Consider the following 19423-nt stretch of genomic DNA (forward strand, 5'->3'; position numbering starts at 1 on the left):
CATGAGAGAGGCATGAAATATTATGTGGCGGAGGCAAGCTGGGTTTGGCCGACCCGAAAGGGGTCAGGGCGGCTCCGCCACATAATCTCGCCCGACGCATAAGAACGGATCGGCGCCCATCGTCTCTCGCTCCAGCACCGCCAGCCCCTCCGCACCCTTGCGGAAGTCGACTGGCTTTGTCGCCACCATGACCTTGACCGCACCCGTCGGCCCGATCACGTCGTTGCCTTCAGCGCGCGGATTACAGCAGCCACCGTCTTGGTATCGGCGCCACGACCAACGCGCATGGCGACACCGTCGATCTCAAGCTCGATCACGCCGGCGTCGCGGACCGCCTTCTGCTTCGTGATCGTCCTGGGCGCTGCGCCACCGGTTCCGGCAAGGGCGCCGCAACCACCGCAGGAACGAACAGGGATTCTGATGCCGGCGCCTCCGCCGCGGGCTGACGCGCAGCCCGGCGCCAAGCAAACAATTGCTGCGGGGAAAGCGCATATCGGCGAGCTACGGCACAAACCGTCTCGCCAGCCTCGTAGCTCTCTGCAACGATCCGCGCCTTCTCCTCTGGAGGCCACTCGCGTCGTCGGCCGGAGCCCGTGAACACCTCGAACCGGCGCACCGGCTCCAAATCGTTCGACTTAAGCGTAAGCTCTGAAATCGTCATATGTCGAAGCCCTCAAAGGCTCCGAACATCGTCCTTCACGCCGATCCCCGAAAGTGCCGTCAGAACATCGCTTACCTTCAACCGGTCCATTCGCGAGAACATCGCGCTCGCCGATCCGGCTATGCCATGAAGCGGGCATCGCTCGCCGGCGTTCACGATTTCATCGTGGAGCTGCCCGAGGGCTATGGGTGCGTGCGACTCGATCGCGACGATTTGCGCCTTTTTTTATTCGGACCAACTCGGCACCCACCTGCCCCAGGATATCGAGCTGTTCTCCGGTTGCGTGCGCGACAACATTGCGCGCTTCCGAGCGGACGCGGCCGATGCGCAGGTGACCGAGGCGGCAACACACGCCTCTGTGCCCGAAATGATCCAGCGCCTCCCAACGGTTATATGACCAACGTCGGGAGGATGGAGTCGGACCGTCGGGTGGACAGCGGCAGCGGTCGGTCTCGCGTGCGCCCTGTTTGGCAAGCCGAGCTTCGTCGTGCTCGATGAGCCTGATGGCAATTTCGACAGCGGTGGCAATCAAGCACAGATCTGACCCACAGGCCGAACCTCCTGTCGGCGGTAGATCGAATGATCATCCAGCAGGAAGGACGAATAGCGCAGATGGGCAGTCGTTCCAGTTGCTGCCGTCACTCGTGGGTCCAAACCTAGCGCTGGCATTGCGGCGGCCCGTCCGGGTTGGAGGGCGCCCCGGACCGCCGGCGTCACATCCAGCGCACTCTCTCCTCCGCCGGACACGCGTCGATGCGTAACCAGTGACCAATGATGATGATGCCTGACACCTCGAAAAGGTCTGCAGTCACTAGGACGCGTTCGCGGGCTCCGGCGCGGACGCCCGCTCGACTCGTGCCTCCGCCTCTATAAGCGCAGTGGGGCCGACACCTTCCGCGCTCTTGCGTGCAGGACGGGTGACTCGAGCTAGCTTTCCGCAAATTTTCGCGCCGCGTCTATTCGGACTACGCGTCATCTATGGTCGGCCAGGAGGACCCCCATGTCCGTGACCTCCGCCATGCGATGCGGCAATAGCTTGCGAGTTTAAGCTCGTCCCAAGCAACAGAGCAATTGATGGAGGTGTTACAATAGCAAAACGCCCGGCATTCTTTAGAAATTCACGACGCGCCTGTTCTTCTGGGATACGTTTATCTGTCTTTACTTTGGAAGACTTCCTGCTCTTCATCGAATGTACTCCCATTTTGTGAATAACAACTCTAAACTAATGTGACACCTAACGCCCCAATGTGACATATGGGTGTCGTGAAGACAAGTCGCCGTCAAGATACACTTCAGGAAATTAAGTATTACTACACTTTTGACCCGAGATCGCCGTCAAGGAGGATGCTCGTGGCGCGGCGTCCAAAGTCGAGGGGACTTCGTCGGCCCAAGCCATCGCCATGTAGGAGTCGCCACATACCCCACAGCGAATTGCCGATCAGGCGCAATGAAACGCCGAGGACGGGATGGTACAAGGGGAAGACACGCCGCCAGTGTTGAAAGCGAACCCACGGGCGCCGCACATATTGCGCCGGTGCTCTAACGCCAAAGAAGTGACTCAATGCCAAGAGTTGAGTATCGAACGCGTTCCGCGCGCTCTGGTCGGGCAAGGATGTTCGGAGCACCGCCCAATCCAGCTTATGCTGTTCCGCCAGCCGTGCCAGATCATAAAGGTGGCGAAAGTCGGTCCTTCCGCGCCAGTAGTCCGCCTCCTTGATGAGATCATGCATGATCCAGTGGAGTGCCCGCGACTGTGGGGCGGGGATTTTCGCCCTAAGGCCGTGACGGCGGGTAAGCCTCGGGGGCTCGCGGTCAATCTCCCGGTACGGCCGGAGTTCCAGGAGACCGACGTCTTGCGGGCGCGCCATGCCACCAGGGACCGTCACTTCGGCGTAGCCAAGCTTGGCAAGGCAAGCCCGGGCAGCCCCTTCTTTGGCCGTTTCCACAGCCAAGTCGAGATCGCTCATGATTCTGTCGGGAACCCTGCCGCTCGACGAAAGGAACAAGGGAACGGCCCCTTTGAGCAGGACCGGAACGACGCCCCCCTGATTGAAGGCAGCAACGGCTTCATTCAGCTGCCTGCGCAAGCGCAAATTGCGGTCCCGGTTGCAGCGGTAAATGAACTGAAGATACTGGCCTACGTCTTCGGGGAGGCGGTCAAGCTGGCCCGTGTGCGCAAGAGTGGCGAACAAGACAGGCGTAAGCAGAGTGTGGTTGGCGAGTGCAATCACCGACAGCCAGTCGGCCGTTACCACCGGGCGGCCGTTAAGTCCCGCGATCAGGGCCTCGAGCGCATCCCCGGTGGGCTTCATCGACACGCCGCCTTCAGCAGTTCCAACGCGTCATCCAATTTGGCATAGGTCAGGCAAAAGCCCTGTGCCGATCGGATGACTTGGCAAAGAACGTCGAATGCGGTGCTGCTTAGCTCTTCATTCCGCGCAAAGGCGCCGTTCAGCAAGCCACCCAGGATGTCGGTCGGGTCAATCACCCGCAGGGAAGGCTTGGCATCCTGCGTCCGACAGAGCAAGACCACCCAGCCCACTGGCCGGGGAACGGGAGGGACATGATCCTTAGGCACAAGAAAACGCACGCGCCTGCGATCGGGGCGCCGGTATACCGGAGACCTGCCGAGTTCGGGGAAATAATGTCCGAGAATGGACCATGATCCCGATTTGACTGCAGGCGCAAAAGCAAGGCCGATACCCTGTCCGGCCGAGTTGAGAAGTGTCACATCGTCTGCCGCGAAGCCAAACCCCGCGTGGACCAGCGCCAAGGTCAGCGTCGTCTTGCCCGAGCCAGGGTTACCACAAAGGAGGAGCGTGCGGCCGTTCTTGAACAGCGCCGCCGCGTGGAGGGCGAGTTCATATTCACTGTGCCCAAGCACTTCGGCCAGCAGTTGCCCTTTGACCATAATGGGTATCTCGTCTCGACCACAGGAATCAGTCCAGTGGCCATCCCGGAACAGGTGGATCCGCTGCCCGCGCTCAACCAGATGGAATTGAACGTCGGCGACCCTGTTTCGAACTTCGAGATGCTGAAACACGGTCGCGGCCGGACAGGCAACGGCCGCCGGATACAATATGCGCACACACACGCCTGGAACAGCAACGACCTGGCAGATGTATTGATGAGTTGCGGTTGGGCACGGCGGTGGAGCAGGCTGGATTAGGCCGAGCCGTTCCCAGTCTTGAAGGGCAGCCTCGACATAGCCATCGGCCTCTTGCCTATCAACGCCACGGGCTGCCATCTCGTCCACGATAGCCTCGACCGGCACGCCTTCTTCAAGCGACCGCCAGATATCCGCCGCAGTGTCATTGAGCGCAAAAACTAGCCCCTGCGTTGAACTGAGCAGGATATTTCGCCCTTTGATGCATGCAAGCCGACCTTGGGGAACTAACCTCGCCGTAGCATTCTCGACAGGGGGAGGCCCCGCAGTTCGGTCAGTGGTTCGGGTTTGTTGCGGACTCACAGAAGCCGTCATCCTCGTTTGTCTGGCGTCGAGATCGTTCGATTCGAGTGGGAACTCACGACCAGAGAGACACGATCTTCGTCAATCGCTCGAGTCATAGCATTCCTCCCCGCTCCCAAGCGGTAACTTGCCAACGCCGTTGCCGTGTGGGCAGTTTTGCTTGAAGTCGCAGGTTATGCATTGAGCGGTCGCTGTGCTCGGCAGTTAATTTATAGGATCGTCGGCCGGCCGCCACTCCTTGCAAATCAATCACTTGCCACACAAAATCGCCTCCAGCGGCCACGAATCGGCAAAGTTGGGCTAGACGGCGTTTCGCCCCGTCCAGATGCGGGGGATGGTCAGAAGCAGGATCTTTACGTCGAGCCAGACCGACCAGTTGTTCACGTACCACATATCGTGTTCGACACGCTTGATCATCATGTAGACATCAGGCGTCGCGCCGCGCCAGCCATTTATTTGTGCCCAGCCGGTGATCCCCGGCTTCACCTTGTGCCGAGCCGGATAGAGAGAGATGATCTGGCTGTATTCGCTGTCGTGCGCCAGCGCGTGCGGCCGTGGGCCTACCAACGACATGTCGCCCTTCAGCACGTTCCATAGCTGCGGAATCTCGTCGATACTGAACCTTCTCAATATGCGCCCAACGCGGGTGACGCGGGGATCGCCCCTACAGGCTTGAGGGACAACGGGCCCGTCCTCCAGGATCGTCATCGTTCGGAACTTATAGATCTTGAACGTGCGGCCATTGAACCCGGCCCGACGCTGACAGAAGAGCACCGGCGCCCTGGATTCGATCGCAATCAGCGCCGCTACAACGGCCAAAGGGGGCAGAAGAAATGGAAGGGCGACAATGGTCAGCACGAGATCGAAGAGCCGCTTCATAAGGAGTTGAGGCGCCGTCAGGGGCGCGCTTTGCAGTTCTATCGCCCTCGTCCCCCCCAGGTTGACGACAGGTCGCTGCAAGAGCGCGCTAACGACGTGGTCCGGAAGGAGCCTTACGGGTACCGCAACCACGCAAAGGTGGGCCGTGATTTTCTCAATCAGGGATATGTCAGCCCAACTGACAGCAAGGACTATCTCGTCGACAGAACGCCGACGCACATGTTCAATGAGCTTATCCATACACTCAAGGAGCGAGCCCTCGCTGGATGCAGCCGGCAACGTAATCGTTTGGCAGACCTCGCATCCGGAAGCCTCGATTGCCTGGACAACGCCACTTGGCACGCGCACGTCCGATTGCGTTACGATCACTACTTGCGGTTTGGCAAGCATGTCCGACCTGGTCAAGGAGGCAAACAGTCGTCCGGCGCCCAAGCGCACGAAGATGATGCCGCTAAGTCCCGTCACGAAGAACAGCATGACGGCTTGGCGCGAAAACATGTCTCCCACTTTGAGTGCAAGCGCCACAACCGACAGGCAAAGAAAGACCGCCGTCCAGATCAGCGCGACCTCCTTGATCTGAGAGGCCAGCGACCGCAGCTCGGAACTCAGATACAGGCCGCGCGCATATGCGGAAGTCGAAAAAAGGGCGGCTACAGCAACACCGAGCCCGAAGTTCCGGCCGTACTCGCCGAAATGTCCGAAACTCACAAGATCATATACCATTCCCGAGACGATGCTGAGCAGCACGACGGACATTGCCTCGAGAAGCGGAAACGACTGCAGAAGAACATTGACCTTGAGGGGCACGTTCGACAGCGGTGCGTTTGACGTGGCGCCCGCACGGGGGCCTTCATGAAGAAGTGCCATGACGTTCACCTGCGTTCAAAGCCGCATCCATCCACCAATGTCGCAACGACCCCCCTCCTCTGCTGAAAACCACCGGAGTGCCCAGCGTGACCTGGCACCCGTCCCCTGCGATCATTGCCCCTTCACGCGAAGTTCGATTGCGGTGGCTGCGGGTAGCACAGAGAATGGCCAGAGAATGGCAGCGACACTGTGCGAATCCAATTCGGCATAAGCTCTAACCCCAAAGGGTAGAGCCGGCGGACATACCGAGCTTCCTTGCCCGCTTCCGGCGCCTGTTAGCCCTTCGAGTACCTCGAAATGATATGCTCTCGCGCGCAGAACTGGAGCGGCGGACGCTCCGACGGAAGCGACCGGGTCGAAACTGCCGCCCTTTCTCTTTATTTGGGCACCGCTTGAGCACCGAAACCCGAAACCGGGTCTATTTTCGAGCCTGATCGTCTAGGCGAGCGCCATTGCATCGGCGGCGATCCGTCGCAGCTGGAGCTTGCGATCGTGGAGGCGTGGGGGCGGCTCCATGCCGATCGTGGCAAGGATGTGATCCCAACGGTAGACCCAATCATGCATCTCTAGGCAACGGACCGCACTTGTCCGGCGCAACAATTCTGTGCGGCGGGGGTTCGCGTCGAGTTCGCCAATTACGTCTGCGATACTGCTCGAGTCTGGTGATACCTCGATCACCGCGTCTGGCCAGTCAAAGTGCTCGCTGAATTCGGCGCATTGCGGCGCGGTCCCAAGCATGACGGCGCCGCCCGCGGCCCCTTCGAAGAAACGGGCAGGCAGCACCTGCTCGCCGACAACCGTGCCAGACCTGTGGTTTGCCAGCGTCGCTGGACTGAAAGCCATGAAATAACGCGTGCGCCTGATGATGTTGGCGAGCAGCGACCGATGCTCACGCCAGTCCTTGACCCGGGAACCCGTGCTTGCGAGCGTGTCGTACAGATAGAAGAGGTCCCGTTCTTCGGCCAGCTTCAGAAGCTGTCCGTGTATCTTCGCGGCTCGGTTGCCGATCGAATATACGTCGACCACGCGCTTAACCGGCAACAGATACGGCGTTGAAATAAGGCCGTCGACAGCCGTGGGGAGAAAGGAGCAGGGCGTGCGGGTGTATTGAGGCAGGCGCGGTATGCAGGCGCTGTGCAACAGGAACACGTAGTCGAACTGGTCCAGGAGCTTGAGATATTGGCGGTCCTGTTCGAGCGTGCTCGACCAGAGTTCGAACAGATACGCGACAGCGACCTTGCAGCGGCCGCGCCATTCGTGGATGCGAGACAATTCTACAAGGCTTTGCGGGCTCCAGGCCACGAAGAAGAAAAGGTCATAATCTTGCGTGAGCCGAACATGCTCAATGCTTGGCGCATTCATTAACCCCAGACCTTTGCGAATCCCGTTCGTCAGTCTGTTGAAGTCACGCTGGACGTCGTGGGCGTCGTGTTTTGGCAAGATGGCGTGAAAGCGCCTCGTGAGGTAGTTGTCGATGCCGGGGGCGATCAAATCGCCTTCCTCGCATTCGGCAACGATGCGGCAGAACTCATAAGCCAATGCAAAGTGTGCCCGATCCTTCGCGTTGAATTCAGAGGCAACAAGTGTACGTCTCTTCAAGGAATTCTCCCGCCAATTGTCGTTCACTTTCGACTATTCGGCCGCTGCAGGTTGGGCCGGCCCATCGTGCTCCAGCGCCGCAAGAGGCTGTCGGCCAAGAATCATGTCTGCCGCCTTCTCTGCGATCATAAACACAGCGGCCGACGTGTTGGCCGAGGGAACGGCGGGCATGATGGAGGCGTCGACCACCCGCAAGGCCTGCATGTTGTGGACCCGCAACTGGTCGTCCACGACAGATGCAGCACTGACAAGTGGGCCCATGCGGCACGATCCGCACAAATGATACGTGGTCAGCCCGATTTCGCGGGCGAACTGAAGACGGTCGGCGTCGTCCGTTATCTTCGGGCCGGGAAGCTCTTCCGTGCAGTTGTAGCGCCTTAGCTCGGGGGCGCGAAACAGCTGCTGCACAGTCTTCATGCCGTCGACAACGACCTGCCGGTCCTGATCATCGGCGAGGTAGTTGGGCTGGATGAGCGGAGCTCGAAACGGATCGGCCGAGACGGCCCGCACGTGTCCGATGCTCTTCGGCCGCAACTGATAGTAGCCAAGCTTGATGACTGGAAACCGCCGCGCGCTGTGGTCGGCATAATTGCCCAAGGCAAGTTCAAGCTGGATGTCAGGGGTGGAGTGAAGATCCCGCGAGTTGACGTACCCGTAGACGAGCGACGGGCTGACGGCGAGAAAGTTCGGGCGGCCCAGCATCCATTTGGCCGCCTCGCGCAGGAGGGCGACGCCGTGTCCGCTAACCGTTTCAATACCCTCTACCCGGGCGATCAGGTGGACCGCATAGTGGTCCTGGACATTTGCGCCGACACCGGACAATTCGTGCACGAGCGGAATGCCGAGCTCGGAGAGCATACCCGCAGCACCGACGCCCGACAGCTGCAGCAATTTTGGTGAGTTCGCGGCCCCAGCCGAGAGGATCACCTCGTTACGGGCCTTCACACAGCTCGTTGGATGACCCGGCCCTCCTCGTGCATATCGAACGCCCATGGCACGCTTTCCCTCGAAGAGGACGGCAGTGGCCTGCGCGTTCGTGCGGACATCCAAGTTCTTCTTTTTGGCGATCGGCCGTAGGAAAGCCCGCCCTGCGCTCACGCGCCATCCCTTTTCTATATAGCGCTGATAGTAGCCCACGCCGGCTTGGTTTGCCGCATTGTAGTCGGGATTGCGCGGGACACCGGCATTTAGCGCGGCCTCGATGAATGCATCACAAAGCGGATGTCGCCAATCGCAGTCTGTAACCGGAAGCAGCCCGTCAGTCCCGCGGTAGAAGGGATCACATGCCCCAAGCCTGCGCTCGGTTCTCTTGAAATAGGGCAGCAGGTCGGCGTAGCCCCAGCCGCGATTGCCCTGGCGGGCCCACTCGTCGAAGTCCGCGGCGGCGCCACGGTTGTAGATCATCCCGTTAATTGCGGTCGACCCGCCTAGTGTCTTGCCCTGCGCCATCGGAATGGCACGATTGGCCGTTCCCGGGCTCGGCTCCGTTTCGAACTGCCAGGCATATTTGGGATTCGAGCATGTCTTGTAGAGCCCCGCCGGAATGTGCAGAAGGATGCTGCTGTCGGACGGCCCCGCCTCGAGCAAGCAGACCGTATTGGTCCCGTCAGCCGCCAGACGATTGGCCAAGACGCAGCCTGCCGCGCCTGCTCCGACGATCACATAGTCAAAGACATCCGCCTCGACCGACATCGGTTCGCGCTCCGCTTATCGCCAGCTTCAAAGAATGGCAGGGAATCCGGCAGATGGCACTTTGCCCATCGGTATTAAGCCTTATGAAGGTCTTTCGCGGCGGGCTGAATGGCGAGATGCTGTGCGGGCATAAGCCTGCCGCCAATCTGCATTCTTGGGGAACCTGCGCCGGCTGGCGCACAGGGGGAGATGGGGATGCCTGACGACAACCTCGCCGAGGACGCCGCCTTTCCGAGAGGACGGATGCGGCATGCCCTTCCGCATCTCGTCGGCCACCTCGACGTCTCCGCACAAGCGGAGCCGACGTCTGACACCCGAACGGGTCGCGCGGCCGGCAATCTCTTAGAGTCCCGGCTTAATCGGCGCAGTCTCCTTGCCGGGCTGGCGCTGTCCGTCTCGGGCGTCGTCGGCGCAGCGCTGCATCTGGGCATGGGGCGATCGGGCGGGGGTAAATGGTTCGGGGGCGCGGCCACCTTTCTGCGTCCAAGCGGACCGGTGCTCTCGCGCGCAGATGGGCAGATCATTGAAAATCTTGACATTTATGCCCCCCAAGGCCACGGCATCACGATACTCCATCAGGGAGTCATTGTCCGCAGCTGCCGCATTCGTCATGCCATGGGCAGCGGGATATACGTCCGCGAAGCCGCCGGAATACGCTTGCAGGATCTCGAGATCGATCATGTCGGCGTTCCCCCCTCGGGGACCGGACCAAGCCAGAACCGCAACAACATAGAGCTGGAAAGCTGCCCCGATGCAATCATCATCCGTGTCAGGGCGTCCCGCGGCTCCTCCAACATCTATGTCGTCGACTGTCCGGGCACCCAGATGAGCTTCCTCGAACTCCACGACGCGCGCGGGCCGTTCCCGCGTGGACAGAATGTGCAGTTCAACCGCTCTCCGGATACGAGCCTGGAAGAATTCTCGGCCGAGAACGGTCCCACCTCCTGGACAGAGGACAATATTTCTGTCTTTCACTCGGATCGCTGTGCCGTTCGGCGTGGACTCGTCTTCTATAATAACAGCCCGACCGGGGCTGGCGTCATGCTGGAGGGAAGCTTCAATTGCCTTGTCGAAGACGTCGATGCCGTTCAACAGGGCAACGGCGCCTTCTCGGCCGTCCCGCAGGATGATGTCGGCAGTGGCGGATGCTCGTTCAACCGCTGCCGGAGCCGGGACACCTACAATGAGCCGCGGGACGACAGGGACGCCCCGACATCCAACGGCCTGTCGTTCCATACCCGGATATCGGAAGGCGCTGAAAAGCACAGCGTTAGGGACTGCTGCGTCTACGCGCTCGCCAATCCCGGCAACATCATCTGGGAAACGGCGGCCGTGCATGCCGGGTGGTCCATCGAGCGCAAGACATTTGATCCTAGGCCGCCATTGCGGCTTGCCTTCAACTGGCGGTGAGCGGAGGGTGCGCTGGTGCGTCGAATCCGACCAGGACCTACCGACGACGACGCCAAAAGAGAAACAGGTCTGCTAACATTGACCGCGGCGGGGACATCCCAAGCGTCCAGAGAGGCGCGGATGCAAGGATCATGCGTCCCGTCGTCGTGCTGGTATCAACAGGTGTGTCGACGATGCGAAGGCCGACATCCTTGGTGCCAAGCCTTTCGATGAGCGCCAGCACTTCCCGGGTTGTGCGCGCGATACGGTAGGGCCTCGTGACGGCGATCACGTCTCCTTTCCTGGTACAGGCGATCGCCCTCTCCAACTCCGGCGTCGAACCGAATATGCTGGTTTTCTCGCAGAAGAAGTTCTCGGCCCCCAGCCGGGCAAGATAAAGCCTCTGCGCCTCCAGCCTTGCGGCGGGTTCGAAGGTGTTGATGCGACAGTAGCCGATGATCACCGCCCTGCCCAACCGTAAGAAGCGTTCAGGGAATGGGATGCAAGGGGCCTGGCAAGCCGCTGACGATCTGCAAGCCGCGGTTCGTCAATCCCTTTGTCTTCCTCCCCCTTCACGGAGATTCCGATGTTGGACCGCAATCCAGAGGGGTTCGCGAGCTCCAGATATTGCTTTGCAACACTGTGAGCATCGAACTGTCTAACCCTCTCGCGGGCACCCGACGACAAACGCGACCAAAGGTCATCATCGTCCAGCACCGCCTTCAGCGCTGCGGCCATCGCGTCGGCCTGTGGTTCGACCACTGCCCCATTCACGTCATCCGCGAGCAGATCCCGGCTGAGCCTTGAAGACCCGACGATGGGTGTGCCGGTGGCGATCGCCTCCATCACCGTTGCTGAGGCGACAGGAACCGTATAGCGCGTGGGGAAAGCGGCGACGCGAACGCGGCTGTGTAACTCGCGAACGCGTGCTCCCTCTGCCATGCCGAGAAGGACTACGTGCCGCCTTATCGGTTCAGGAAGAGCATCGACCGCCTCCCGCACCGGTCTTGTGATGTCACCCGTCACGTAGAGCCGTACGGAAGTGTCGTTGAGGGCGCCGAATGCCCGGATCGTCGCCTCCGGCACCTTGTAGGGCGAAGTGCCGGCATGGAGGATTGCCCGCTCGCGATCTGCCAGCCCACGAGACGCATATGACTGGCGATCGATGCATTCGGGAATTTTCAGGATTCGGACTCTTGGCAGCCCAAGATCTCGCCCGAGTTCTTCCTGAAGCTCGGTCGTAGTGGCGACGACGTGGTGGCAGCGCCGCGTGCTTATCCGTCGAATGGCTCGCCAGGCTGCCGCAAGCGCCCCTTTCCGCCTCTGAAGATCGTGGACGATCTGGACGATCGTGCCATGCAGCGGAAGCGGCACCGCCTCGCTGTGAATGACAAGGTCCGGCCGGAAGCGATTGATGATGCCGATCGCTCGCAGCCACGCCGCGACCGAGGCCGGCCCGGTCAAAGGTGTCCGGCTCAATCCGATTATTGGCAAGACGAGACGAGGAGAAAGAAGCCGCTCAAATTTTGCGTGGCTTTCGAAGGCGCCTACTACGATCTGGACCTGGTGCCCGAGCTCTATCAGCGCCTGGGCAAGTGCCACAATGAAGATGCTCACTCCGTCAGGCGAATCCAAAGGTTCGCGCCGGGTCAGTACAATACGCATTTTCCCAAGCCGTTTAATTGGCTGCCCACAACTCCCGATGCACCCGTAGCTGTTGCAGCAACGAAAGCTAGAGACGTGGTCATGATCGGGGCAGGCCTTTGAACCTCTGCGAAGCACATGGCACGCTAAGATCGAATTGATCAACAACGAACAGGGAGTACCCCCGCCATCCGACGTGGCGGCGCCGCGCTCAACAACGCGTGAAACTTCGGCCGGTCCTGGTAGGCTCCTGCCGGCGCCGACGTCACCTCACGACACCGCCGCAAAGGCCCGGACTGGACGCCTGATCACCGATTCGTAGATCGCCATCAGCCGACGGAGGTTTGCCTCGGGTGTGTACCGCTCCTCATAGGCGGCATAGGCCCTGTCTGCCATTTCCTCAAGGGCGGATCGGTTTGAAAGCGCCCAACGCACTTGGTCGGCTAACGCGCCGGCATTGCCGGCAGGAACGACAAGGGCGGTGACGCCTGGCTCCACGACCCCCTTGATCCACGGCATATCCGAACAGATGACCGGCAGCCGGCTCGCGAAGGCTTCGAGGACGGTCATAGTAGGAAACATCTCAGCCCCTTTCGACGGAAAGAGCAGGAATTCTGCTGCCTGCATCTCCTTCAACACCGTCTCGCGCGGCTGAGGCCCTAGATATTCCACGCGCCCGCCCGCGGACTGCTCGACGAGCGGAGCCAGAGGCCCTTCGCCGATGACCCGCAGCGGGTAATCGATCTGCTTCCACGCCTCGAGCAGTGTGGCCACCCCCTTGTGATGCTCATCCAGTCGTCCGACGAACAGCCCTCCATTGCGACGAAGGTCACCGAAGATCGGCGGCCTGGCAACCGTGTTCGGCTTGACGACGATACGCTCGGCAGGCAGGCCTCCTTCCACAAGCTTGCCCCTGACCCAATCGTTAAGGGCAATGAAGCGGTCGACCTTGCGAGACCAGGTGCCGGTTTTCTTGTGAAACTCTACCATTGCGGCAAGGGCGAGCGTGCCCAGCAGGGAATTCCTGTAGACCTTCTTCGGAATGGTCCACCAGCAGGCGTGGTGGAGACTTCGCTCCCGAAGCCTCTCATCAGGATAAAGCAGGGCGCTGGGACAGATGATCCTGAAATTGTGCAAGGTCATTACCGATGGCACGCCGGCATCCCGGCACGCATCCAGGATGGAGGGGCTCAGGAGGGGAAAGAAATTGTGAACGTGGACGACGTCCGGTGAAAATTCCCTCAACTTACGTGACAGGGCCCGCCGTGAGTGGGGGTTGTAGACAACCCCTAGGGCGGTCGAAATCTTTCGAGAGACCCCCACGACATCGTCATTGGTGGCGGAGAACAACTCGACCTCGACCCCATTCTGCTTGAGGCACGCGAGTTCCTCCCCAACAACGCTCTCCTCTCCAGCCCTTATCCTGTAGAAATTGTGAACTAGCAAAACGCGCATCGGGGATCGCTCCGTTGAATGTCAGTTCGGCACCGTTGACGCCCGTGGCGACGACGCAACGGCTCCGGCAAAGTCGGCCTTTGGCAAAACGATCTCCACAACGTCGCCGGGCGCAAGCCCGAGATCCCACCGGCGAGCCGTTGGGATAGGAAACCACATTGCCGGTATCGAGCCTTCGCTGCCGGGGAGCGTCTCGGCCCCCTCCTCTCGCTTAGCTATGGACTGTTATGTCGGGCCGGTCCGCGGCTACCAGCAAGGTGGATTGCGCTTGTCGCCAGCTTCTGCGCCGTACCCGCAAGACGCGCCGAGATGTCCTTTTCACTGTCTGACAGACGAGCTTCGATATGCGCTGTTGCCGTTTGCTTCAATCGTTCGGCGAGCGCCTCAGGCACCGGCACGTTCTCGACATGTTCGACTTCTTCGCCGAGTTCGGTGCGAAGGCGCCAAATGCGAGCCTGTTCCGTTGCGAATTGCGCCCATAGGGCTTTGTACTCGGAACCGAAATCGGCCGCTTCCATGAGCGGATTGGCGATGCGAACCTGGGCAGCGCTGTAGCCACTCGCAACCGCCACAGCCTGTCGGACGGTCACACCCGGCCGGAAGATGTACTCTCCCGGCCTGGCCACATCACCATAAACAGAGATGGGCCGGTATTCGGCAAGCGAAACAAAGACCTGGTCGGTCTGGATCAGGTGCGTGATTTCAGGGCCGTCCGCGGTCCCCCGCCGATACTGCTTGCTGGCGAGACTGCCAGCGATTACTTCCTGCGCTTGTTGAATGGAAAGGCCGCTGGCTTGAATCGCTCCAACCAGCGCCAAGTTCACCTCGCCGTCCACTCCGATCAGCAATCGCTGCCTGAAATCCGGAATACCGGGGACCGATACCTCCAGCGTATCTCCGAGCTGTAGCGTGTAGTCGGCAAGTGCCGCTGTCGGAATCAGAGCGATGGCGCCAGCGAACGAAGCGAGACGGGTCGAAGCCATGGTCATCGACAGCGCCGATAACAAGGATCTCAACAGCTTCATGGGTCACCCAACGGGTTGCCCCCGTATCTCTACGGGCGACTTAGAACGGGTTTCTCCGGCGCAGGCGAACCTGCGCAGTGGATGACCTATGCTACCAGAGGAGGCATAGCCGAGGCCGAGGCAAAATGGCTGGCTCGCTGGCTCTTTCGAGGCACTCCTGATGGAACCGGCACGGCGCTGCCGCATGAGCGGGCACATTAGCGGAGGCTCTCCTGCTCCTGCCGCGCCAAAATCGGTACAACGCCACCCTTTTACTGAGACCGATAGCCCGCCGATGTCGGGTGGGCCCCATCCATGTTCGGCCAGATGTATGAACAAGCGCAATGCTGCGTTCGACCCGGTTCAACTGGAGGAAGTTCCACAGCCACGGCCGGAACGCTGGCGCGAAGCGCAATCAAATAGCCGTATAAGAAAGCAATTCCCACAATCTGTAGAGGGCTCTCCAGGACTGGATTGACGAACATGGCGAGGAAAATCGTGATGAAGACTGTGGACGCATGATTGCTAACACCGCGTGGCAGTCGATTTGGCGGGAAGGCCACCAAAATGGCAGACACGATCAAAATGAAACCAATGACCCCCGTCCGCAATATGGCTTGAAAGAACGAATTGTGAATTCCTGTCGAGAGTATCTCAAGCATTTTGGCATGCGTAGTACTCCTGGTGTCGGGAAGAAAAGTAATATCCTCGAATCCGGGAAACTCGTATCGCCATCGGACCGATTCCTTCCCAAATCCGATGCCAAATCCGTATGTATCCGCAAGGGATGTGAGTGCGTCCGAAATGAACGCGAGTCTGATCCCGGAGTTCGGGTCCAGAGCAAAGGTTTGAGGTATGAAGTTCAACCCGACTGCATAGGCAAAAGTCAGTGCGGTCGCCAGAGCTGCGGCCATCAACCGGCCGGGCACGCCAATTAGAATGACGATCATCGTGACCGCGAGCACCTTGAACTGAGCCAAGGGGCTGGCGAGGGCTATTCCCAATAAGAGTAAAATGCCGCCGTATCGGCGCCAGTCGTTCGTCAGAAAAATACCGCCTGCAACGAAAAACACGGCAATGGCCATGTTGTTGATCAGCGAACCGTAAAGAATCGGTATCGTGGCTTGCGGAGATGCGCCCTGATACTGCACGTCCTGCTGAAACATCACCGCCGGCGCGACAACGAGAGACAGGAACAGGAAAACGGGTGCACCAAAAAAGGCATTGCCGCTCATCAGCCTGCGGCGGAAATAAGCCTTGGATGCCCATGCGACGGCGAAGAATCCTACAATCGGGACGATTTGCCTTATGACTGCTTCTTGAAGAAAGTGAACCTGCCAGGAATCCGGCATCAGCCTGTATCTGGACAGCAGGGCAATGAAGAGGCAGAAGGCGGTGTAGACCGCCAGCAGACGAGGCGGCACCGTCTGCCGCAGCAAGGCATAGGCCAGACAGACACCGACCGGCATCACTATGAAGAAAAGGCCAAGCAGGCGCAGGGATATTGCGAGGGCGCAGGCCAGCCAAATGCCGGAGAGAAAGAGGGTGTAGTCGAGCACGTCAGGGGAATGGCTGCAAACGAGGTCGACCGGCTTTGAACCCTTCCTGCATGACAATGTCGCTGGCGAGGTCATGGCCTGTATTCCCGGTTAGGACTGAAAGCCGCACGGTTGATCCTGGTCAAAATTAGTGCCGAGAGTTTCTCTGCAGGGATGATGCGCAGGATTCTCTCGAGGTGGTCCGCGAAAGTGCGGCGTGCCTGCAGCACCAAAAGGACCTCGTTGATGACGCCCATGGCCGCTTCCAGATCAGCGGTGCGGTCGGTGCTGTGAAAATCAACCACTATACAACTGTATTCTTGCTGCAGATGCTGGAGTGCAGCGGAGATGGAGAGCGAGGCATTCAACTCGGAGATTGACCCCGTGGGCCTGAGAACCAGAACTTCCAGCTCTTCCTGATCCGCGGGAATGGTGGCAAACGCCCTGGCGAGCTTGCGACCTGGCTCCGCGTTCAGCATTGGCTGGTCCATTGATGGCTTTTGCCAATTGGCATCAACGAGCAGTGTCTTTTGCCCGGTCGCCGCAATGATCCTTGCGAGATGAACCGCCACCGTGGAGCTTCCGGACTTGCCGAGGGGTGAAGCAACGCCGACTACAAATCCGCTTTGGCGGCCCTGAACTCCGCGCATCCGGGTGGCAATCTTGCTCACTTGGCGGCCCTGAACTCCGCGCATCCGGGTGGCAATCTTGCTCAGCGAGCTGTGAAGCTCGGGAGCGTCCTTTGAGTAGACGGGCTGCAAAAACTGCTCGCATGGCCCCACAACATTCCACCTGCGGCGGGGAATTCTGGGGATCCCTACAATCCGATCAAGGCCGGTCGACCTGTGCACATCTTCGACCGTTATCAGGCGGTGGTTCATTGCTTGCTTGATCAATGCATGACCAACGCCGGCAATCCCACCTGCCATAACGGAGAGCGCTGCCATTAGGACCGTTGGTGGCCAACTGCGTTGACGAGGCGGTTCGGCCGCCGTGATCACCCTTGCGCCCGGGATCAGCGAGGCGCTAAAATCGGAGTGCGTCCGCTGCAGAAGGGCATTGTAAAGCGAGCGATAAACCTCGGCCGCGCTCTGCTGCTCGCGGATAAGGACTCTCGCCCTCTCCGCAGATTCAGGGTCCGATGGCAGTTCCGTCAGTGATTCGGTCACAAAAGCCTTTTCCCGAAGTTCCGCCAGCCGCTTGTGCAGATCAGATGTTTCTTCCGTGCGAGCCGCCTGCCGGCGTTCGCGCTGATTTCCGATGTAACCGTCGGCGATCGCATTCGCGAGCATGGCCGAGAACTGAGGATCGGAAGACGTCACCCCGATCTCGACGGCGCTGGAGGAACCCATCTGACGAACGGAAAACGCGCGCCTCACAAGGACCATCGACTCATGCCGAATATTTGGCTCCGCCCTCGTCAGTTCGGTGCCGAAGAGAGACGCCAATTGGCCCCGCACATAGCTGGAGATCCGGGTGCGCAAGCTGTCCATCACAAACTCTTCGTCTTCCGCTAAGCCAGTGTGGTCAACAACGCGTCCGACGACCTCGTCCGACTGAATGACCTGTATCTGGCTCTCTACATAGACCCGCTCATCTGCCTCAGCTTCGCCCGGTTGCGAAGCGGGCGGAGATGAAAGGAGCATCGTCGCATAGGCGGTGTAATATCCAGGCGAAAGGACCACATATGCGCCGCCGACACCAAGGCTCACAACCATCCAGAGGAGGCAAAGGCGCCAACAGCTTCGAACAAATCTTAAGGCGTCTTTCACGGTCAGTTCGTCGCGATCCTTGGGGGGGATCGGCTGGTGAGGCGACCCGGACGGCTGAACGACAAAGTGATCAGGCGCGAACATACAGACTCTCCTACGACCGGAAACGATCGGCCTCGTGCTCCAACGGTGCGGATTGGGACAGCGGCGGATATCCTCGCACCCGGCCTGCGTCGCAAGCCGCGGTGCGAAGGACGGCCGCTCCGCCAATGAGGAAGAAGCCGGCTGAAACCACCAGCACGATGACTTCCTTCGCCACCATCGCATAAACAACGGCTTGCTCAGCCATGACGAAAGACAAAAAATATGCGGCCACCAGGAATACTAGCAGACCGGATGCATTAAGGGCGGACCATTCATTTTCATATCCGTAGCTAAACATGAATATATTTGATGTGAATGTATTTATGTTCATCAGCAATGGTATAATTGCCATTGCTCGCACGAAAGGTGTCGCTCCTGAAAATTCATCTCCAAAGAGGATAAATATTATATATGGAGCAACAAAGTACATTCCAATACTCATCGCCGTTCCGGCTGCTACGGTGAATAGTGATCTCCTTATAAGTCGTACCCCTGCAGCAGGGTCGACATGAGCGTAGTATGAAACCCTCGGTATGAATGTATCCATAAGCAACTTAAAATATACCCGCGCGGCTACTAGGAATTTTTCGGCGACAGAATATTGTCCGGCTGCGATATAACCTTCGAAATGTTGGACAAGGGCGACAGGCAGGGTGACTAGGGCAGTCTCCACGGCTATGAAGAGGCATCCCCTCCAGCCATTGCGCAGTTGCATTCCAATCGTCGAAAGCGTCACGGACCTGAAGCCGCCGAACCCAATCGGAAGGATGAAAGGTAAGCAGATGACGCCACTGACGATGGGAACTGCGCTCTGGATGGCAACGGCGAGCGCGACCTGGTCAGGTGATGCGACCATGGCGACGAAACAGACGAGCGCCAGAACGCGAGCAACAACCACCGCGACAGCCGCCTGCCAGGCGCGTTCCAGGCCGACGAAGAGCCAGGCCGGAAAAATAATGTTGCCGACGGCCGAGAGCATCGCGCACAGGAATGTTGGCCTACTAAGCGCCAGGACGTCGCCGGCCAGCACAAGGCCGACCAGGCATACGGCAACGAATAGCACTGACTTGGTTGCCATGACCTGAGCAACCAGGGACGCGATCGCCGCCGGCTCGTATCGAAGGGAAGCAACCCTGCGCTGCGCGGTCCAATGAAATCCATAGGCCACGACGACGGTAGCGAGTTGTCCGATGGCGAGCGCATAGGCATACCGCCCGAAACTCAAGGGTCCGAGGACACGCCCGGCATAGGGCAATATGATTAGCGGCTGCAGGACGTCGGCGACATGCAGGACAGCCAGACTGGCGGCCTGTTTGCTCAAAGTCATGGTAGCCTCCAGTCAGGTGCCTGTCGAGGCGATGCAAGCCACA

The 19423-nt window shown here is 59.6% G+C and carries 15 protein-coding genes and 2 pseudogenes; 2 read left to right on the forward strand and 15 right to left on the reverse strand.

The window, feature by feature from the left end; all coding sequences use genetic code 11:
* Nucleotides 1-63: 63 nt before the first annotated feature.
* Entirely contained in the window at nucleotides 64-219 is a 156-nt protein-coding gene (locus NKH13_RS30400) for a hypothetical protein (protein ID WP_352916506.1), read from the reverse strand.
* 94 nt (nucleotides 220-313) lie between these two features.
* Nucleotides 314-661: an IS66-like element accessory protein TnpA gene (tnpA, locus tag NKH13_RS30405; RefSeq protein ID WP_352916508.1), complete on the reverse strand. Its 348-nt coding sequence runs from the start codon at nucleotides 659-661 to the stop codon at nucleotides 314-316.
* 174 nt (nucleotides 662-835) lie between these two features.
* Between tnpA and NKH13_RS35795 the strand changes: the two are divergent.
* Nucleotides 836-1422 (forward strand): annotated as a pseudogene (locus NKH13_RS35795) (ATP-binding cassette domain-containing protein); the annotation flags it as partial.
* A gap of 242 nt (nucleotides 1423-1664) precedes the next feature.
* Here NKH13_RS35795 and NKH13_RS30415 read toward each other — a convergent pair.
* The 6 genes and pseudogenes from NKH13_RS30415 to NKH13_RS30440 all read right to left on the reverse strand — a co-directional run.
* Nucleotides 1665-1847 (reverse strand): annotated as a pseudogene (locus NKH13_RS30415) (hypothetical protein); the annotation flags it as partial.
* Between the two features lie 124 nt (nucleotides 1848-1971).
* Nucleotides 1972-2973, reverse strand: a complete 1002-nt coding sequence (locus tag NKH13_RS30420) for a nucleotidyltransferase family protein (protein ID WP_352916512.1) — start codon at nucleotides 2971-2973, stop codon at nucleotides 1972-1974.
* The gene (locus NKH13_RS30425; RefSeq protein WP_352916514.1) at nucleotides 2970-4142 is read right to left on the reverse strand and encodes a PqqD family peptide modification chaperone; all 1173 of its coding nucleotides are present in this window, start codon (nucleotides 4140-4142) and stop codon (nucleotides 2970-2972) included. The genes NKH13_RS30420 and NKH13_RS30425 overlap by 4 nt, the downstream gene beginning before the upstream one ends.
* 288 nt (nucleotides 4143-4430) lie before the next feature.
* On the reverse strand, nucleotides 4431-5876 hold the full coding sequence (locus NKH13_RS30430) for an undecaprenyl-phosphate glucose phosphotransferase (RefSeq protein WP_352916515.1): 1446 nt from the start codon (nucleotides 5874-5876) through the stop codon (nucleotides 4431-4433).
* Between the two features lie 438 nt (nucleotides 5877-6314).
* Complete coding sequence (locus NKH13_RS30435) at nucleotides 6315-7475, reverse strand: glycosyltransferase family protein (protein WP_352916517.1); 1161 nt, start codon at nucleotides 7473-7475, stop codon at nucleotides 6315-6317.
* A 33-nt stretch (nucleotides 7476-7508) separates the two neighbouring features.
* Nucleotides 7509-9167, reverse strand: coding sequence for a GMC family oxidoreductase (locus NKH13_RS30440; RefSeq protein WP_352916518.1), 1659 nt, complete (start codon nucleotides 9165-9167; stop codon nucleotides 7509-7511).
* Between the two features lie 195 nt (nucleotides 9168-9362).
* On the opposite strand from NKH13_RS30440, the gene NKH13_RS30445 reads away from it, so the two are divergent.
* Nucleotides 9363-10577, forward strand: coding sequence for a right-handed parallel beta-helix repeat-containing protein (locus NKH13_RS30445; protein ID WP_352916520.1), 1215 nt, complete (start codon nucleotides 9363-9365; stop codon nucleotides 10575-10577).
* 37 nt (nucleotides 10578-10614) lie between these two features.
* On the opposite strand, the gene NKH13_RS30450 is transcribed toward NKH13_RS30445, so the two are convergent.
* The 7 genes from NKH13_RS30450 to NKH13_RS30480 form a co-directional block, all read right to left on the reverse strand.
* Complete coding sequence (locus tag NKH13_RS30450) at nucleotides 10615-11019, reverse strand: recombinase family protein (RefSeq protein ID WP_352916522.1); 405 nt, start codon at nucleotides 11017-11019, stop codon at nucleotides 10615-10617.
* Nucleotides 11016-12221, reverse strand: a complete 1206-nt coding sequence (locus NKH13_RS30455; RefSeq protein ID WP_352916524.1) for a glycosyltransferase family 4 protein — start codon at nucleotides 12219-12221, stop codon at nucleotides 11016-11018. Before NKH13_RS30455 ends, NKH13_RS30450 begins: the two co-directional genes overlap by 4 nt.
* A 249-nt stretch (nucleotides 12222-12470) precedes the next feature.
* Nucleotides 12471-13655 carry a glycosyltransferase family 4 protein gene (locus NKH13_RS30460; RefSeq protein ID WP_352916526.1) on the reverse strand — a complete coding sequence of 395 codons (1185 nt, stop codon included), beginning with the start codon at nucleotides 13653-13655 and terminating at the stop codon, nucleotides 12471-12473.
* 215 nt (nucleotides 13656-13870) lie between these two features.
* Nucleotides 13871-14680 carry a polysaccharide biosynthesis/export family protein gene (locus NKH13_RS30465; RefSeq protein ID WP_352916528.1) on the reverse strand — a complete coding sequence of 270 codons (810 nt, stop codon included), beginning with the start codon at nucleotides 14678-14680 and terminating at the stop codon, nucleotides 13871-13873.
* Nucleotides 14681-14931: 251 nt separating this feature from the next.
* Nucleotides 14932-16293, reverse strand: coding sequence for an O-antigen ligase family protein (locus tag NKH13_RS30470; protein ID WP_352916530.1), 1362 nt, complete (start codon nucleotides 16291-16293; stop codon nucleotides 14932-14934).
* Nucleotides 16290-18053, reverse strand: coding sequence for a GNVR domain-containing protein (locus NKH13_RS30475; RefSeq protein WP_352916532.1), 1764 nt, complete (start codon nucleotides 18051-18053; stop codon nucleotides 16290-16292). Before NKH13_RS30475 ends, NKH13_RS30470 begins: the two co-directional genes overlap by 4 nt.
* A 10-nt stretch (nucleotides 18054-18063) precedes the next feature.
* Nucleotides 18064-19380 carry an oligosaccharide flippase family protein gene (locus tag NKH13_RS30480; RefSeq protein WP_352916534.1) on the reverse strand — a complete coding sequence of 439 codons (1317 nt, stop codon included), beginning with the start codon at nucleotides 19378-19380 and terminating at the stop codon, nucleotides 18064-18066.
* Nucleotides 19381-19423 lie beyond the last annotated feature (43 nt).

This window comes from Mesorhizobium sp. M1348, from assembly GCF_040317925.1.
In the GTDB taxonomy this organism is placed as follows: Bacteria; Pseudomonadota; Alphaproteobacteria; order Rhizobiales; family Rhizobiaceae; genus Mesorhizobium.

Excerpts from the sequence above, each read along its gene's own strand:
- tnpA (WP_352916508.1), bottom strand. The coding sequence starts at position 661 with ATGACGATTTCAGAGCTTACGCTTAAGTCGAACGATTTGGAGCCGGTG.
- NKH13_RS30420 (WP_352916512.1), bottom strand. The coding sequence starts at position 2,973 with ATGAAGCCCACCGGGGATGCGCTCGAGGCCCTGATCGCGGGACTTAAC.
- NKH13_RS30425 (WP_352916514.1), bottom strand. The coding sequence starts at position 4,142 with ATGACGGCTTCTGTGAGTCCGCAACAAACCCGAACCACTGACCGAACT.
- NKH13_RS30430 (WP_352916515.1), bottom strand. The coding sequence starts at position 5,876 with ATGGCACTTCTTCATGAAGGCCCCCGTGCGGGCGCCACGTCAAACGCA.
- NKH13_RS30440 (WP_352916518.1), bottom strand. The coding sequence starts at position 9,167 with ATGTCGGTCGAGGCGGATGTCTTTGACTATGTGATCGTCGGAGCAGGC.
- NKH13_RS30445 (WP_352916520.1), top strand. The coding sequence starts at position 9,363 with ATGCCTGACGACAACCTCGCCGAGGACGCCGCCTTTCCGAGAGGACGG.
- NKH13_RS30455 (WP_352916524.1), bottom strand. The coding sequence starts at position 12,221 with ATGCGTATTGTACTGACCCGGCGCGAACCTTTGGATTCGCCTGACGGA.
- NKH13_RS30460 (WP_352916526.1), bottom strand. The coding sequence starts at position 13,655 with ATGCGCGTTTTGCTAGTTCACAATTTCTACAGGATAAGGGCTGGAGAG.
- NKH13_RS30465 (WP_352916528.1), bottom strand. The coding sequence starts at position 14,680 with ATGAAGCTGTTGAGATCCTTGTTATCGGCGCTGTCGATGACCATGGCT.
- NKH13_RS30470 (WP_352916530.1), bottom strand. The coding sequence starts at position 16,293 with ATGACCTCGCCAGCGACATTGTCATGCAGGAAGGGTTCAAAGCCGGTC.
- NKH13_RS30475 (WP_352916532.1), bottom strand. The coding sequence starts at position 18,053 with ATGTTCGCGCCTGATCACTTTGTCGTTCAGCCGTCCGGGTCGCCTCAC.
- NKH13_RS30480 (WP_352916534.1), bottom strand. The coding sequence starts at position 19,380 with ATGACTTTGAGCAAACAGGCCGCCAGTCTGGCTGTCCTGCATGTCGCC.